At 69.6% G+C, this 13,558-nt stretch carries 13 protein-coding genes; 7 read left to right on the forward strand and 6 right to left on the reverse strand.

Going from position 1 to position 13,558, the window contains the following annotated elements; translation table 11 throughout:
- Nucleotides 1-6 precede the first annotated feature (6 nt).
- Entirely contained in the window at nt 7-1,473 is a 1,467-nt protein-coding gene (gene glgA / locus AAFN89_RS13390; protein WP_347539568.1) for a glycogen synthase GlgA, read from the forward strand.
- On the opposite strand, the gene AAFN89_RS13395 is transcribed toward glgA, so the two are convergent.
- The gene (locus AAFN89_RS13395; protein ID WP_347539569.1) at nt 1,460-4,258 is read right to left on the reverse strand and encodes a helicase C-terminal domain-containing protein; all 2,799 of its coding nucleotides are present in this window, start codon (nt 4,256-4,258) and stop codon (nt 1,460-1,462) included. The two genes, glgA and AAFN89_RS13395, sit on opposite strands and share 14 nt — an antisense overlap.
- A gap of 116 nt (nt 4,259-4,374) precedes the next feature.
- On the opposite strand from AAFN89_RS13395, the gene lysS reads away from it, so the two are divergent.
- A complete protein-coding gene (gene lysS / locus AAFN89_RS13400) occupies nt 4,375-5,901 on the forward strand; it encodes a lysine--tRNA ligase (RefSeq protein ID WP_347539570.1) in 1,527 nt (508 codons plus the stop codon).
- Nucleotides 5,902-5,915: 14 nt separating this feature from the next.
- On the forward strand, nt 5,916-6,368 hold the full coding sequence (locus AAFN89_RS13405) for a GNAT family N-acetyltransferase (protein ID WP_347539571.1): 453 nt from the start codon (nt 5,916-5,918) through the stop codon (nt 6,366-6,368).
- A gap of 24 nt (nt 6,369-6,392) precedes the next feature.
- Here AAFN89_RS13405 and AAFN89_RS13410 read toward each other — a convergent pair whose 3' ends face one another.
- Entirely contained in the window at nt 6,393-7,055 is a 663-nt protein-coding gene (locus AAFN89_RS13410; protein WP_347539572.1) for a TerC family protein, read from the reverse strand.
- A gap of 661 nt (nt 7,056-7,716) precedes the next feature.
- Between AAFN89_RS13410 and AAFN89_RS13415 the strand changes: the two genes are divergently transcribed.
- Both AAFN89_RS13415 and AAFN89_RS13420 read left to right on the forward strand, forming a co-directional pair.
- Nucleotides 7,717-8,496, forward strand: a complete 780-nt coding sequence (locus tag AAFN89_RS13415) for a class I SAM-dependent methyltransferase (protein ID WP_347539573.1) — start codon at nt 7,717-7,719, stop codon at nt 8,494-8,496.
- A gap of 139 nt (nt 8,497-8,635) precedes the next feature.
- On the forward strand, nt 8,636-8,851 hold the full coding sequence (locus tag AAFN89_RS13420; protein ID WP_347539574.1) for a hypothetical protein: 216 nt from the start codon (nt 8,636-8,638) through the stop codon (nt 8,849-8,851).
- A gap of 4 nt (nt 8,852-8,855) precedes the next feature.
- Here AAFN89_RS13420 and AAFN89_RS13425 read toward each other — a convergent pair whose 3' ends face one another.
- From AAFN89_RS13425 to AAFN89_RS13440, 4 genes are read right to left on the reverse strand one after another with little or no spacing between them, the layout of a single operon-like run.
- The gene (locus tag AAFN89_RS13425) at nt 8,856-10,139 is read right to left on the reverse strand and encodes a CCA tRNA nucleotidyltransferase (protein ID WP_347539575.1); all 1,284 of its coding nucleotides are present in this window, start codon (nt 10,137-10,139) and stop codon (nt 8,856-8,858) included.
- Nucleotides 10,129-10,404, reverse strand: a complete 276-nt coding sequence (locus AAFN89_RS13430; protein ID WP_347539576.1) for a hypothetical protein — start codon at nt 10,402-10,404, stop codon at nt 10,129-10,131. The genes AAFN89_RS13425 and AAFN89_RS13430 overlap by 11 nt, the downstream gene beginning before the upstream one ends.
- Nucleotides 10,404-11,021, reverse strand: coding sequence for a CoA pyrophosphatase (locus tag AAFN89_RS13435; protein ID WP_347539577.1), 618 nt, complete (start codon nt 11,019-11,021; stop codon nt 10,404-10,406). The genes AAFN89_RS13430 and AAFN89_RS13435 overlap by 1 nt, the downstream gene beginning before the upstream one ends.
- Nucleotides 11,018-11,533: a DUF1285 domain-containing protein gene (locus AAFN89_RS13440; protein ID WP_347539578.1), complete on the reverse strand. Its 516-nt coding sequence runs from the start codon at nt 11,531-11,533 to the stop codon at nt 11,018-11,020. The genes AAFN89_RS13435 and AAFN89_RS13440 overlap by 4 nt, the downstream gene beginning before the upstream one ends.
- 157 nt (nt 11,534-11,690) lie before the next feature.
- Between AAFN89_RS13440 and AAFN89_RS13445 the strand changes: the two genes are divergently transcribed.
- Nucleotides 11,691-12,638, forward strand: a complete 948-nt coding sequence (locus AAFN89_RS13445; RefSeq protein ID WP_347539594.1) for a MoxR family ATPase — start codon at nt 11,691-11,693, stop codon at nt 12,636-12,638.
- A gap of 17 nt (nt 12,639-12,655) precedes the next feature.
- A complete protein-coding gene (locus AAFN89_RS13450) occupies nt 12,656-13,555 on the forward strand; it encodes a DUF58 domain-containing protein (protein WP_347539579.1) in 900 nt (299 codons plus the stop codon).
- The last annotated feature ends 3 nt before the right edge of the window (nt 13,556-13,558 follow it).

Raw genomic sequence — 13,558 nt, forward strand, 5'->3', positions numbered from 1 at the left:
CGCCGGATGCGGGTTCTCCATGCGGCGTCGGAACTCTATCCGTTGGTCAAGACGGGCGGGTTGGCCGATGTGGCGGCGGCCCTGCCGGCGGCGCTGGCCGGGAACGGCATCGATGCGCGCGTGATCCTGCCGGGATATCCGCCCGTGATGGCGGCGCTGGGAGAAGCCGAAACTATCTTTGCCGACGCCAACCTGTTCGGCGGCGGCAGGGCGCGGCTGCTGCGCAGCAGGCTCGACGGCGTGCCCGTTCCCGCCTACGTGCTGGATGCGCCAGGGCATTTCGACCGGCCGGGCAATCCTTATCTGAGGCCGGACGGGAAGGACTGGCCGGATAATCATCTGCGCTTCGCCGCGCTCGGCTGGGCGGCGGCGCGGATCGGCGGCGGCGGCGATCGAGATTGGCGTCCGGACATCGTTCATGCCCATGACTGGCAGGCCGGCCTTGCGCCGGCCTATCTGACCCATGGGGAAGACGAGCGTCGGCCCCGGACCGTGTTGACCATTCACAATCTGGCCTATCAGGGGCGTTTCCCGCCGGAGAGTTTCGCCGCCCTGGGCCTGCCTTCTTCGGCATGGTCGGTGGAGGGAGTCGAGTTCTATGGCGGCGTCGGCTTCCTGAAGGCCGGCCTCTGGTACGCAGACCGCATCACCACGGTCAGCCGCACCTATGCGAAGGAAATCCAGACGCCGGAGCAGGGATGCGGGCTGGACGGGCTGCTGCGCGGCCGGGCGGGCGACCTTGTCGGCATCGTCAACGGCATCGATCTCGATGTCTGGAATCCGGGAGCCGATCCGGCGCTGCCCGAACCCTTCGGCATCGACCACATGTCGGGCAAGGCGGCTGCCAAGGCCGATCTCCAGCGCCGCATGGGCCTGCGGGTGGACCAGGACGCGCCGCTGTTCGGCGTCATCAGCCGGCTGACCTGGCACAAGGGGCTGGACCTGCTGCTGGACGCGTTGCCGGGGCTGGTCGGGCAGGGCGCGCAACTTGCCCTTCTCGGCAGCGGCGACGCGGAGCTGGAGACGGGGTTCGCGGAGGCCGCCCGCGCCTATCCCGGCAAGGTCGCGGTGCGGATCGGCTATGACGAGATCCTGGCCCACCGGATCGAGGGCGGGTCGGACATCATCATGGTCCCCAGCCGCGCCGAGCCCTGCGGACTGACCCAACTTTACGCGCTGCGCTATGGCAGCTTGCCGCTGGTGCGCGGGGTCGGCGGGCTGGCCGACACGATCGTGAACGCGGAGCCGGAGAACGTCGCCGCCGGGACGGCCACCGGCTTCGTCTTCCGCGAGGCCACGGTGGAGGGTCTTGCCGGCACCATCGCCTGGGCCTGCGCGCTCCATCGCGACCATGATGTCTGGCAGTCGATGCAACGCGCCGCCATGGAAGCCGATTTCGGCTGGGCGAAGGCTGCGCGGGAGTATGAGGCGCTCTATCGAGACCTCATCGGGCGCGACCTCATGGAGCGGTAGGGGGCGACAGGAAATCCCGCGTGATCGAGACGGCTTCGGCAAGGCCGATCCGCTGGACCTCCACCCCTTCGGGAAACGCGCCGCAGAGACGCGTCGGCATCATCGGGTCCAGCAGGACGAAAACGCCCGTATCGTCGGCGCGGCGAACCAGCCGGCCGAACGCCTGCTTGAGGCGCAGTCGGGTGATCATGTCGTCATAACGGGCGCGGCCGAAGGCGTTGCGGCGGGCGCGATGCAGGATGGTCGGGCGCGGCCAGGGCACGCGGTCGAAGACGATCAGCCGCAGCGACCGTCCCGGCACGTCGACGCCGTCGCGCACCGCGTCGGTGCCCAGCAGGCAGGATTCTTCCTCTCCCCTGAAGATGTCGACCAGCGTCGCCACATCCATGCCGTCCAGATGCTGGGCCAGCAGCGGCACGCCCGCGCTCTCCAGCGGATCGGCGATGCGGGAATGGACGGCGCGCAGCCGGCTGATCGCGGTGAACAGGCCCAGCCCGCCGCCGCCCGCCGCCAGGAACAACTCTCGATAGGCGGCGGCCACCTGGTCCAGATCGTCCTTGCGCACGTCGCGGACTATGAGAACCCGGGTCCGTGCGGCATAATCGAAGGGCGAGGGCACCCGCGCCCTGGTCGCCGGCATCGGCAAATGCAGCGCGCCGGACCGCGCCTCCGCCGCGCGCCAATCCTCCTCGACCTCGCCGGTCCCGTCGGTCAGTGTGGCCGAGGTGACGACCATGCCGTGGGCAGGCTTGGCGACCGCCTCGGCGAACGGGATCATCGGATCTACCCAGTGGCGGTAATAGCCGATATCGACATCGCGCCCCTGCTCACGCTCCACGCCCAGCCAGTCGACATAGTCGGGCGGCGTTTCCTGCCCCAGCCCCTTCAGCATGGCCCGCCAGCCGGCGATCTGGGTGCGCGCCCGGCGCTCCAGCGATCGGGCGGCGGCGTCCAGCCTCTGGCGGGTGTTGGGATCAAGCTCCGCCGCCTCGTCGTCCAGCCGCTCGCGGAGCGCGCGGGCGAGGTCGGTCAGCGGGGCCTGCAGCCGGGCCAACGCCGCCTCCAGCGCCATCGCGGCCTCCCTCATGCCCTCTATCGGGTCGGTCGCGTCGGTCTCCAACCCATAGGGGCCGTCCCGGCCGGCGGCGCGGGCGTAGGTCTGGGCGCGAACGAGGGCGAGGAAGGCTTCGGTCGCGCCCTGGGTCGCGCCCTCGGCGATGCGGGCGGCCCAGCCGTCGCCGGTAAGCTGGCGGGCGGCGCGGTTGATTGCGTCCAGCGCTTCCGTTGCCTTCTCATCGGACGCCACCAGATCCTCGATCCGCCGCTTCAGCCCGCGCGCCCGGCTGGCGCGGCCGGATTCCGCGCCGATCAGCCAGCGCCGCATCTCCGCCGTCTCGAACCCCGTCAGATGGCCGGCGAACGCGCCGTCGGCGGCGTCGAACAGATGGTGCCCCTCATCGAAGACATAGCGGCCGGGCAGGTTCGCGTCGTCGAGCCCGCCCAGCGCCGCCTGGACCATCACCAGCGCGTGGTTGGCGATGACGAGGTCGGCCTTCCGCGCCCGGCGCACGCTCCGCTCCACGAAGCAGCGGCTGTAATGGGCGCAGGCGGAATAGACGCATTCGCCCCGCCGGTCGGCGAGGCCCAGGCTGCGGCCGCGCCCGATCAGGTCCGGCAGCCAGCCCGGAAAATCGCCGCCGGTCATGTCGCCGTCGCGGGTCGCAGCGGTCCAGCGGGCCATGAGGCCAAGCGCCGTCGAGTGGGCCGGCTGCGCCTCCAATGAGCGGGTCGCCTCTTCCTGATTCAGCAGGCACAGATAGTTCTCCCGCCCCTTACGGACGACGACACGCCGCGCCTTCCGCTCCGGCAGCGGATGCAGCCGGTCCAACTCGTCGTCGATCTGGTGCTGGAGGTTCCTTGTGTAGGTGGAGATCCAGACCGGAGCGCCGTTGCGTTCCGCCCACAGGCTCGCCGGGGAGAGGTAGCCCAGCGTCTTGCCGACCCCAGTGCCGGCCTCCGCCAGCACCAGATGGGGCGAATCCTCGGCGGCGCGCGGGGAGAAGGCGGCGCTGACCGCGCTGGCATAGTCCGCCTGCTGGGGCCGCGCCTCGCTGGATGTCCCCAGCATCTCCGCCAGCCGGTTGCGGGCCTCGGCGGGATCGATGGCGTGCTGGGTCGGTGGCGGGGGCGGCGCCTCGCTCTCCCATTCCGGCAGCCGATGCCAGACCTGTAGGGCCGATCGCCGGCGGCGGTCGGTTGGGCCTTCCGCATCGCCGAGGGCAGCCGCGACGGCGGGCGCCCACAGCCAGCCGCCGCGCCCCATGGCGGCGGCGATGCCGGCGGGGTCGGAGGCTTCCTCCCGCCCCGGCGCGGTCAGGTCGCGCAGCAGCCGTTCGGCGGCGCGGCGCAGCGCGACGGCCTGGTCCTCCAGCCCGTGCGGGTCGCCCAGCCCCAGCGCCTCCGCCAGCCCGCGCGGCGTCGGTCGGCAGAAGCGGGCGGGATGGACGAAGGCGAACAGCTCCAGCACGTCGAAGGCGCGGACGGAATCCCTTCCGGCCTTGCGCGCGACCGACCGGGCATGGGCGAGGATCAGCGGCGGTCCGTCCAGGAGCGCGGGCAGGGCGTCCGCCGCCACCTCCAGCAACTCACCGTCGGCGGTCAGCCGCACGCCGCCGCGCGCACCGACGACCAGCGTGTCGGCGTGGGGCAGGGCGACGGCCGGGGCGGGGCGCTGCTGATGCGGCGCTGGCTGGGAGGGCGCGTGAGGTGAATCCGGGGGCGACATGGGCGGCACTATAGCGGCGCGCCGCCCCTCCGGTCAGCCCGGACTTCAAAAGGCCGGGAGGCCCGCCTATAGTGCGCCGCTTTCCGGCCCCCTCCAGCAGAAGAATTTCCCCCAGAATGACCGATAGCGCCTCCGACGATCGCGCCGACATCACCGCACCGCGCGCCCCGCATGACGTTTCCAACCCGCTCCGGGCGCCGCGGCTGGAGAAGCTGAAGGCCCTGCGCGAGGCGGGGATCGACCCCTACCCCTACCGGTTCGAGCGGACAACGGACGCGGCCGCACTGCACGCGAAATACGCCGACCTGCCGGCCGACACGATGACAGAGGACCGGGTGCGCGTCGCCGGCCGCATCAGGGCGATCCGCAACAGCGGCATGTTCATCGACCTGCATGACACGGCCGGCAAGATCCAGGTGTTCAGCCATAAGGATTTTCAGTCGGAGGAGGAGCAGGCGCGGCTTAAGCTCCTGGACTTGGGCGACATGATCGGCGTCGAAGGGGTGGTGCGGCGGACCAAGCGCGGGGAACTGACGATCAACGCGCTCCAGATCACCATGCTGGCCAAGGCGCTGGAGACGCTGCCGGAGAAGTATCACGGGCTGACCGACGTGGAGCAGCGCTACCGCCAGCGCTATGTCGACCTGATCATGAACGAGGAGGCGCGGACGACGCTGCGCCGCCGCAGCCTGATCGTCTCGGCCTTGCGCTCCTTCATGCAGGAGGAGGGATTCCTGGAGGTCGAGACGCCGATGCTGCACCCGATCCTGGGCGGCGCGTCGGCCCGGCCGTTCGTGACTCATCACAACACGCTGGACATGGACCTCTACCTCCGCATCGCGCCGGAGCTCTATCTGAAGCGGCTGATCGTGGGCGGCCTCTCCGACAAGGTGTTCGAGATCAACCGCAACTTCCGGAACGAAGGCATCTCCACCCGGCACAATCCGGAATTCACCATGCTGGAGGCCTATTGGGCCTATGCCGACTATGCCGACGTAATGGATTTGATCGAGCGGATGTTCGCCCGCGCCGCCGTCGCCGCGACCGGCGGCACGGCGGTCGAATATGGCGGGCAGGCCATCGATTTCGGCGCGCCCTTCGTCCGCAAGCCGATGACGACGCTGGTCGAGGAGGCGACGGGCGTCGATTTCCTGGCCATCGCGGACGCCGAGGGCGCGCGGGGGGCGGCGCGGAAGCTCCAGGTCCCGATCTCGGGCAAGGAGAATTGGGGCCAGGTGGTGGAGCTGGTGTTCGGCGAGAAGGTGGAGCACACGCTGATCCAGCCGACTCATGTCACCGACATGCCGCGCGACATCTCCCCGCTGGCGAAGGTCAAGCGCGGCGAACCGCGCCTGACGGAGCGGTTCGAGACCTATGTGAACGGCTGGGAACTGGTCAACGCCTTCTCGGAGCTGACCGACCCGCAGGACCAGTTCGAACGGTTCGAGGCGCAGGCCCGTGCGCGGGAGGCCGGCGACGACGAGGCCCAGATGATGGATATGGACTATATCCACGCACTGGAATACGGCCTGCCGCCGACCGGCGGCCTCGGCGTCGGCATCGACCGGCTGACGATGCTGCTGACCGACAGCCCGTCGATCCGCGACGTCATCCTGTTCCCGACCATGCGGCCCCGGAAGTAGGCGCGGGGCGACCCATGGCGGACATCTTCGCCGTGACGTCCGCTCACGCCGATCGGCTGATCGCGGCCGTGCGGCGGTTCCATGGGGAAAGCGGGCATGAGGTCGGAGCGGTGCAGGAGGCGGCGATCCGGGCGCTGTGCGCGGACGGCTCGCTGGGCCGGGCATGGCTGCTGACGGTAGAGGGACGCGACGCCGGCTATGCGTTGGCCTGTTGGCGGCACTCGATCGACCATGGCGGCCGGATCGCGGTGCTGGACGATCTCTGGGTTGATCCGGGCTTCCGCGGGCGCGGGCTGGGCCGGGCGCTGCTGGAGGCGGCGCTGACGGACGCGGCCGCCGATGGGGCTCGCGCCGCGATGCTTGAGGTTGATGCCGCGGACAAGCGGGCGGTTGCGCTTTATGAGAGCGTCGGCTTCGCCCGCAAGGACACGTCGATATTCATAAAGGAACCGGCCTTCTCCCGGTGAGGGAGAAGGCCGGTATCCGGACGGTCACATCGCCGCGGCGACGATGGGCCAGACCTCCTGCCCGCCGCGATAGATCATGTCCAGCGCGACATAGAGGATGACCAGAAGGCCGACATAGGCGATCCACCGATGACGGCTGAGCAGCCGGGCGATGAAGCTGGCGGCGACGCCCATCAGCGCGACCGACAGGACCAGGCCGAAGACCAGGACCCAGGGATGCTCCTGTGCCGCGCCGGCGACGGCCAGCACGTTGTCCAGCGACATGGTCACGTCGGCGACCACGATCTGCCAGGCCGCCTGGGCGAAGGTCTTGCGCGGGGCGGAGCCGGCGACGGTGCCGTCGGCGTTCAGATCCTTGCCTTCCAGCGCCTCCTCGCTGACATGCTGGTCGTGCTCATGGCCGGAGCGCAGTTCGCGCCACATCTTCCAGCAGACCCAGAGAAGCAGGATACCGCCGGCCAGCAGCAGGCCGACGATGGCGAGAAGCTGAGTGGTGATCAAGGCGAAGAAGATACGCAGCACGGTGGCCGCGAGTATGCCGAGCAGGATCGCCTTTCTGCGCTGATCGGCAGCCAGGCCGGCGGCGGCCAAGCCGATGACGATGGCGTTGTCGCCGGCCAGCACCAGGTCGATCATGATGACCTGGGCGAAGGCGGCCAGCATTTCAGGGGACAAGAATTCGGGCATCCGTCTGCCTTTCCGAACGTTGAAACCAAGCAGCCGCCGCCCGCCGGGCCGCCGACACGCCGACCGAACCCGACCCTTCCCACAAAGAAGGGGCGTCGCTCATTGCCGGGATGTCGGAGGTGGATGGGAACGAGAGCGAGCCACTCCGATATCGTCCAGCCGACATCACAGTTCGATCGAACTGCCAGAGGGGCCCGGTCTGGTCCTCTTTTTATGCGCATCGCCCGCGGTGAAATCAAGCGGGCAGTCGGGCGACATGGTTCGACGAGCTCACCATGAGGGGAGGGTGAAGACCTTCCCACTTCGTCATTCCGGGCTTGACCCGGAATCCATGGGCCATGGCTACTTTCACCGGCGGCGAAAGAGTGAGCGCCGTTCCAGCCGTCATCGACGCCGTATGGATGCCGGATCAAGTCCCATAGGCGCTAACTTTGGTCGTAATTTTCCCCTCTCCTGCTTGCGGGAGAGGGAGGGACCCGCCGCGAAGCGGTGGGAGGGTGAGGGTTTTGAAGGCGAGGGTGTGAGGCTCACCGCCTCAAAGTTAGCGCCTATGGGATCAAGTCCGGCATGACGTTCTTCTGGAAGTGACCTCCGACACTTATGCAGGAGCGCCTCCCGTTGATAAGGTGAGGGCGATTCCCGCAACAGCAGACGCTGCGCCATGCTCCAGGGCCTTTCCCGAATGCTGCCGACCATCGAGACCGAGGCGCTGGATGAGGCGGCGGTCTACCGGATGGAGCGGCTCTACGCCCGGACGGCCGCGCCGGGGAAGGGCGCTCCGGGCGTGCTGGAGTGCCCGATCTGCAACCGGACGGCGCTGCGGTTCCTGCCCTTCGGGCTGGGCGGGCGGCGGAACGCGATGTGCCCGACCTGCGGGTCGGTCGAGCGTCACCGTTTCCTCTGGCTCTACCTGACGACCCGGACGGACCTGCTGACCGGCCGGCACCGAGTGCTTCATACGGCGCCGGAGACGGCGCTGGAGGAGCGGCTACGGGGGCTGCCGAACCTGCGCTACGAAAGCGTCGACCGGTTCAACCCCTATGCCGACCGGCAGGCCGACCTGACCGACCTGCCCTATGGCGACGGGACGTTCGACGTGGTGCTGACCTCCCACGTGCTGGAGCACATCCCCGACGACCGGAAGGCGATGGCCGAATTGGCGCGCGTGACGCGAAGGGGCGGCCGGGCCGTCGTGATGGTGCCCTATACCCCGAAGGAGGCGGTCTCGCCGGAAGGGCGGGACATCGCGTCGCCGGCCGAACGGATGGCGCGGTTCGGCCATCCCTACCATTACCGCTATTACGGCCGCGACCTGGTCGACCGGCTGGCCGATGCCGGGTTCGAGGCCAAGGGCGTGTCGTCCCGGCAGATGCTGTCCCCGCACAGGCGGCGGCGGTTCCGCATCAACGCCAACTGGCTGTTCCACTGCATCCGCCGATAACGGTTCATGCGTATCTCTTGCAGCGGGCCGGACGGATGCCCATATACCTAATAATAAACGATATATATCAAATTGATATATAGGCCTGTCCGCAATTTCTGGCTTTGCCCCGCGACGGCCTGACGATTTGGAGAGGACCATGAGGAAGATCGGATCCGTGCTGGCCGCGTGGGCGGCCGGCATCGCTGTGTGGGGCGTGGCGTTGGCGGCGGTGTCCGCCATCACCGACGCGCCCTCCCCCGAATTGATCGACGACAGGATCGAATACCTGAAGGAAATGCAGATGAACGAACTGTCGCCGCCCACCACGCCGGGCGTGCCGGAATACAGCCTTCGGTACGATCCGGGGCATTGAGGGCTTAACGCCCCTCACCCTCCCGGCTTCGCCGGGTCCCTCCCTCTCCCAGGAGGGGCGAGGGTAAGTCGATAGCCCTCTCCCCGCCGGGGAGAGGGTTGGGTGAGGGGCAGTTGGTTTTCGCCCTGTCCAGGAGCGCCGCCCGGTCGGGCCTGAAATCCTCCGCGATCCACCAGCCTTCCAGTTCCGACAGCAGCCGGCCCACCTCCGGGCCGGTGGTGAGGCCAAGCGCCAACAGGTCCGCGCCCCGGACCGGAAATGTCGGGGGCGTCCAGGCGCCGAGATCGGCTTGCGGCGGCCTTCCTTCGGTTTTCGCCAGACGGATCAGATCGTCCGCCGCCGGCCGGCCGAGCCGGTAGGCCAGGCGGCGCAGGTCGGCGGCGGAGGCTCCATCCTCCACCGCGTTCCAGTTTTCCGACAGCGTCGCCAGGCGCTCCCGTTCGATGTTGGACAGGCGCAGCCGGTCGGGCAGGGCCTGCGGTGCGTCCGGCCCCAGCAGCGCTGCGAGGCGCAGGATCGGGTCGGGCGGGCCTTCCAGGCGGGCCAGCCTATCCGCATCGCCGTCTACGCCCAGGGCCGCGCGCGCTACGTCGGCCTCGATCATCCTCCGCCAGACGGGGGCGGGGTCCGGGGCGGAAAGCAGTTTGAGCAATTCCGCCCGCACCCGTTCCCCCGACAATGTGGAAAGCAGCGGCGCGGCGCGGGCGCAGGCGGCCAGCGCATCGGGATCCGGCGCGCCCTTCCCGTACCAGGCATGGAAGCGGAAGAAGCGCAGCAGGCGCAGCACGTCCTCCGCGATCCGGCGGTCGGCGTCGCCGACGAAGCGGACACGGCCGGCCAGCGCATCGTCGATCCCGCCTGCCGGATCGTGCAGCACGCCGCCGATGTCGGCATAAAGCGCGTTCATCGTGAAGTCGCGGCGCGAGGCGTCCTCCGCCCAATTGTCGGTGAAGGCGACCCGCGCACGCCTTCCGTCCGTCTCCACATCCCGCCGCAGCGTCGTGATCTCGAACGGGCGATGGTCGGCGACCGCCGTCACCGTGCCGTGGTCGATGCCGGTCGGAACCGCCTTCAGCCCGGCCGCCTTCAGCGCCGCCAGGGTGCGGTCCGGCGTCAGCGTGGTCGCGATGTCGATATCGCCGAGTGGCCGCTTCAGCAGCGCGTCCCGAACGCAGCCGCCGACGAAGCGACCCTCGCCGCCGGCGTTGGACAGCGCCGCCATCACCCGTCCCGCCGCCGGATCGGAGAGCCAGGGCGCGTCCGAAAGCCGCGTCGGCCTATCGACCATCGGGCGCTTCCTCCACGATCCGGCCGGGCAGGATGGTCCCGTCCTCCGCCGTGTGTGGCGGGATGTAGATGCCGCCCGGCTCTTCCTCTCCCCACAGCGCCCAGCCGATCATCCCGACCGCGAACAGCGCCGTGCCGGCCAGCGCCAGGGGCAGAGCCGGCAGCCCGCGGAACAGCCCTTCGGTCCGGCGTCGGGCGACGAGCCGCCAGACGATGAAAAGAAGAGTCGGCAGCAGAAGCAGGAGAAGCGGCAGGTAGCGGCGCATCAATCGACCTCCAGCGCTTCGCGCAGGTTCAGCAGCATGCCCGCCGTCGCCCCCCAGATGAAGCGTTCGCCATAGGGGAAGACATAGAAGAACCGCTCCCTTCCCTGGAATATCCGGCTGTGCCGCTCGGGCTTGCCCGGCCCCAGCACGAAGCCCAGCGGCACCTCGAACACCTCCGCCACCTCGAACGGATCCGGCTCCAGCGTGAAGGGCGGCCGGACGAGCCCCACGAAGGGCACGATCCGGAAGCCGGTTCGGGTGACGTAGGTGTCCAGCCGGCCCATGATGTCGATCTTCTCGCGCGGCAGACCGATCTCCTCCTCCGTCTCGCGCAGGGCGGCGTCCAGCGCATCCTCGTCCTCCTCTTCCGTCCGGCCGCCGGGGAAGCTGATCTGGCCGGCATGGGCGGCCAGATGATCGGTCCGGAGCGTCAGCAGGATATGCAGCCCGTCCTCCCGCTCGACCAGCGGGATCAGCACGGCGGCCTCCCGCAGGCTGGCGGGAGGCAACATGTCGGGGTTGAGGTCGTGATCCCCCCTGATCTTGCGGCGGTCGGCCGTCACCGGCGTCTCGAATCGCGGCAGCCGCCGCCGCAGATCCTCCCGGTCGAACCTCATGCCGAATCCAGCGGGAAGAAGCGGCTCTTGCTCCAGACGCCCGTCCGCCCCTCGTGGCTTTCGGCCATTTCGGCCAGTTCGTAATAGACCGGGCGCGCGATCAGCGCCTCCAGCCCGCCGCCCAGCGCGACATAGGGGCTGGGCTCCCCGGTCGTCGGATCGAAGGCGACGCGGATCGGGTGGTCGGGGCCGGCCGTCGTTTCCCGTTCGACATTGGTGCGGAAGGTCAGCGTCCGGTCGCTTCCTTCGCCGGCGACCTCCACCGCGACGGCGACGAAGGGCGCGTCCTCCACCTCTATCCGGCCGCGTTCGGCTGGGGTCATCAGCCAATAGTCGCCGGCCTCGTCGCGCTTCAGCACCGTCGCGAACAGCCGCACCAGCTCCATCCGCCGAATCGGCGCGCCTTCATGGAACCATGTGCCGTCCCTGGCTATCCTGATGGGATAGGCCTCGTCCTCCGCGGAGGGCGGCCGGCGGAGGGCTTCGAGGGGATCGCCTTCAGGCTGGGTCATCTCACCTTTTCCCGGGTGGCGGCTTCCGATTTTCGCCATACTCTCAAGGTAGTCAGTCCGAGGAAGGGAGACCACACCATTGACCGCACAGGCCACTGAGACGACGGCGCGCATCGACGCCGCCGACGACCCGGACCTTGCCCGGGAGGTCGAGCGGCTGGGCGAGGATCTCGCCCGCGTCCGCGCGGCGATCGGACGGGTGATCTTCGGACAGCAGCAGGTTGTCGACCAGACGTTGACGACGCTGCTGGCCGGCGGGCATGTGCTGCTGATCGGCGTGCCGGGGCTGGCCAAGACGCGGCTGGTCGAGACGCTGGGCATTGTGCTGGGCCTCCAGGACCGGCGCATCCAGTGCACGCCGGACCTGATGCCGGCCGACATATTGGGATCGGAGGTGCTGGAGGAGACCGAGGGCGGCCGTCGCGCCTTCCGCTTTCTGCCCGGCCCGGTCTTCTGCCAGCTCCTGATGGCCGACGAGGTCAACCGCGCCAGCCCCCGCACCCAGTCGGCGCTGCTTCAGGCGATGCAGGAGACGAAGGTCTCTGTCGCCGGGCAGGACCATGCGCTGCCGCGCCCGTTCCACGTGCTGGCGACCCAGAACCCGCTGGAGCAGGAGGGCACCTATCCGCTGCCCGAAGCGCAGCTCGACCGATTCCTGATGCAGGTGGATGTCGGCTATCCGGACCTTGAGGCCGAACGGCGGATGCTGATCGCGACCACCGGCGCGGAGCATGAGACGCTGTCGGCCGTCATCGACGGCGCGGCGCTGCTGCGCGCGCAGGCGCTGGTGCGCCGGGTGCCGGTCGGCGAAAGCGTGGTGGATGCCATCCTGACGCTGGTCCGCCGCGGCCGGCCGGACACCACCGACTTGCCGGATATAGAACGCCATGTCGCCTGGGGGCCGGGGCCGCGCGCCAGCCAGGCGCTGATGCTGGCCTGCCGCGCGCGCGCGCTACTGGACGGGCGGTTCGCGCCCTCCATCGACGATGTGCTGGCGCTGGCCCGGCCGGTGCTGCAGCACCGCATGGCGCTGAATTTCGCGGCGCGGGCGGACGGCATCACGCTGGACGACGTCATCGACCGTCTGTGCGCCCCGCTGGCCTGAACCGAAAGGCGACGCCTTTGGCGAAGCAAGCGTCCGACGCCATCAAGCGCCAGCAGCGCGCGGAGGCGCTGGCGGCGACGCTGCCGCCCCTGCTGGCGGCGGCGGAACGGGTGGCGTCGACCGTCGCCCAGGGCGTCCATGGACGCCGCCGCGTCGGCATGGGCGAAAGCTTCTGGCAGTTCCGCCGCTACCAACCCGGCGACGAGGTGCGGGCGATCGACTGGCGCCAGACCGCGAAGAGCCGCGCCGTCTTCGTGCGCGAGCTGGAATGGGAGGCCTCCCAATCCGTCTGGCTGTGGCGCGACGCCGATCCTTCCATGGATTACCGGTCGCGGCCTGACCTGCCGACCAAGCGGGAACGGGCGGAGATCCTGCTGCTGGCGCTGGCCTCGCTGCTGAACCGCGCCGGCGAACGGATCGCGCTGGTCGGGGGCGACGGACCGCCGGCGGCGGGGCGCGCCAATGTCGGCCGCATCGCGCTCGCCCTGTCGACCGCATCGGCCCGGCCGGAAGCCGACCGCGTGCCGCGTCATGCCGGCATCGTGTTGCTGGGGGATTTCCTGGACCCGCTGGAGGAGATCGACGCGGAGATCGCTTCCCTGGCCGATCGCGGGGTTCGCGGGCACATCCTCCAGATCCTCGATCCGGCGGAGGCGACGATGCCCTTCGCCGGCCGGGTGCGGTTCGAGGATTTCACCGGACGCGAGGAGCCGGTGCTGGTCCGCCGCGTCGAAGGGGTGCGCGACGCCTTCCTGGCGCGGCTGAAGGCGCGGCAGGACGGGCTGGCGACGCTGGCCCGGACGGCCGGATGGACCTGCGCCGTCCATCGCACCGACCGTCCGGCGGAAGCGGCGCTCCTTTCCCTGTTCACTGCGATCTCCGGCGAAGTCACCGGCGTCCCGGCGGAAAGGGCGTGAGCC

This window comes from Inquilinus sp. CAU 1745 (genome assembly GCF_039839375.1).
Classification (GTDB): domain Bacteria; phylum Pseudomonadota; class Alphaproteobacteria; order DSM-16000; family Inquilinaceae; genus JBDOQU01.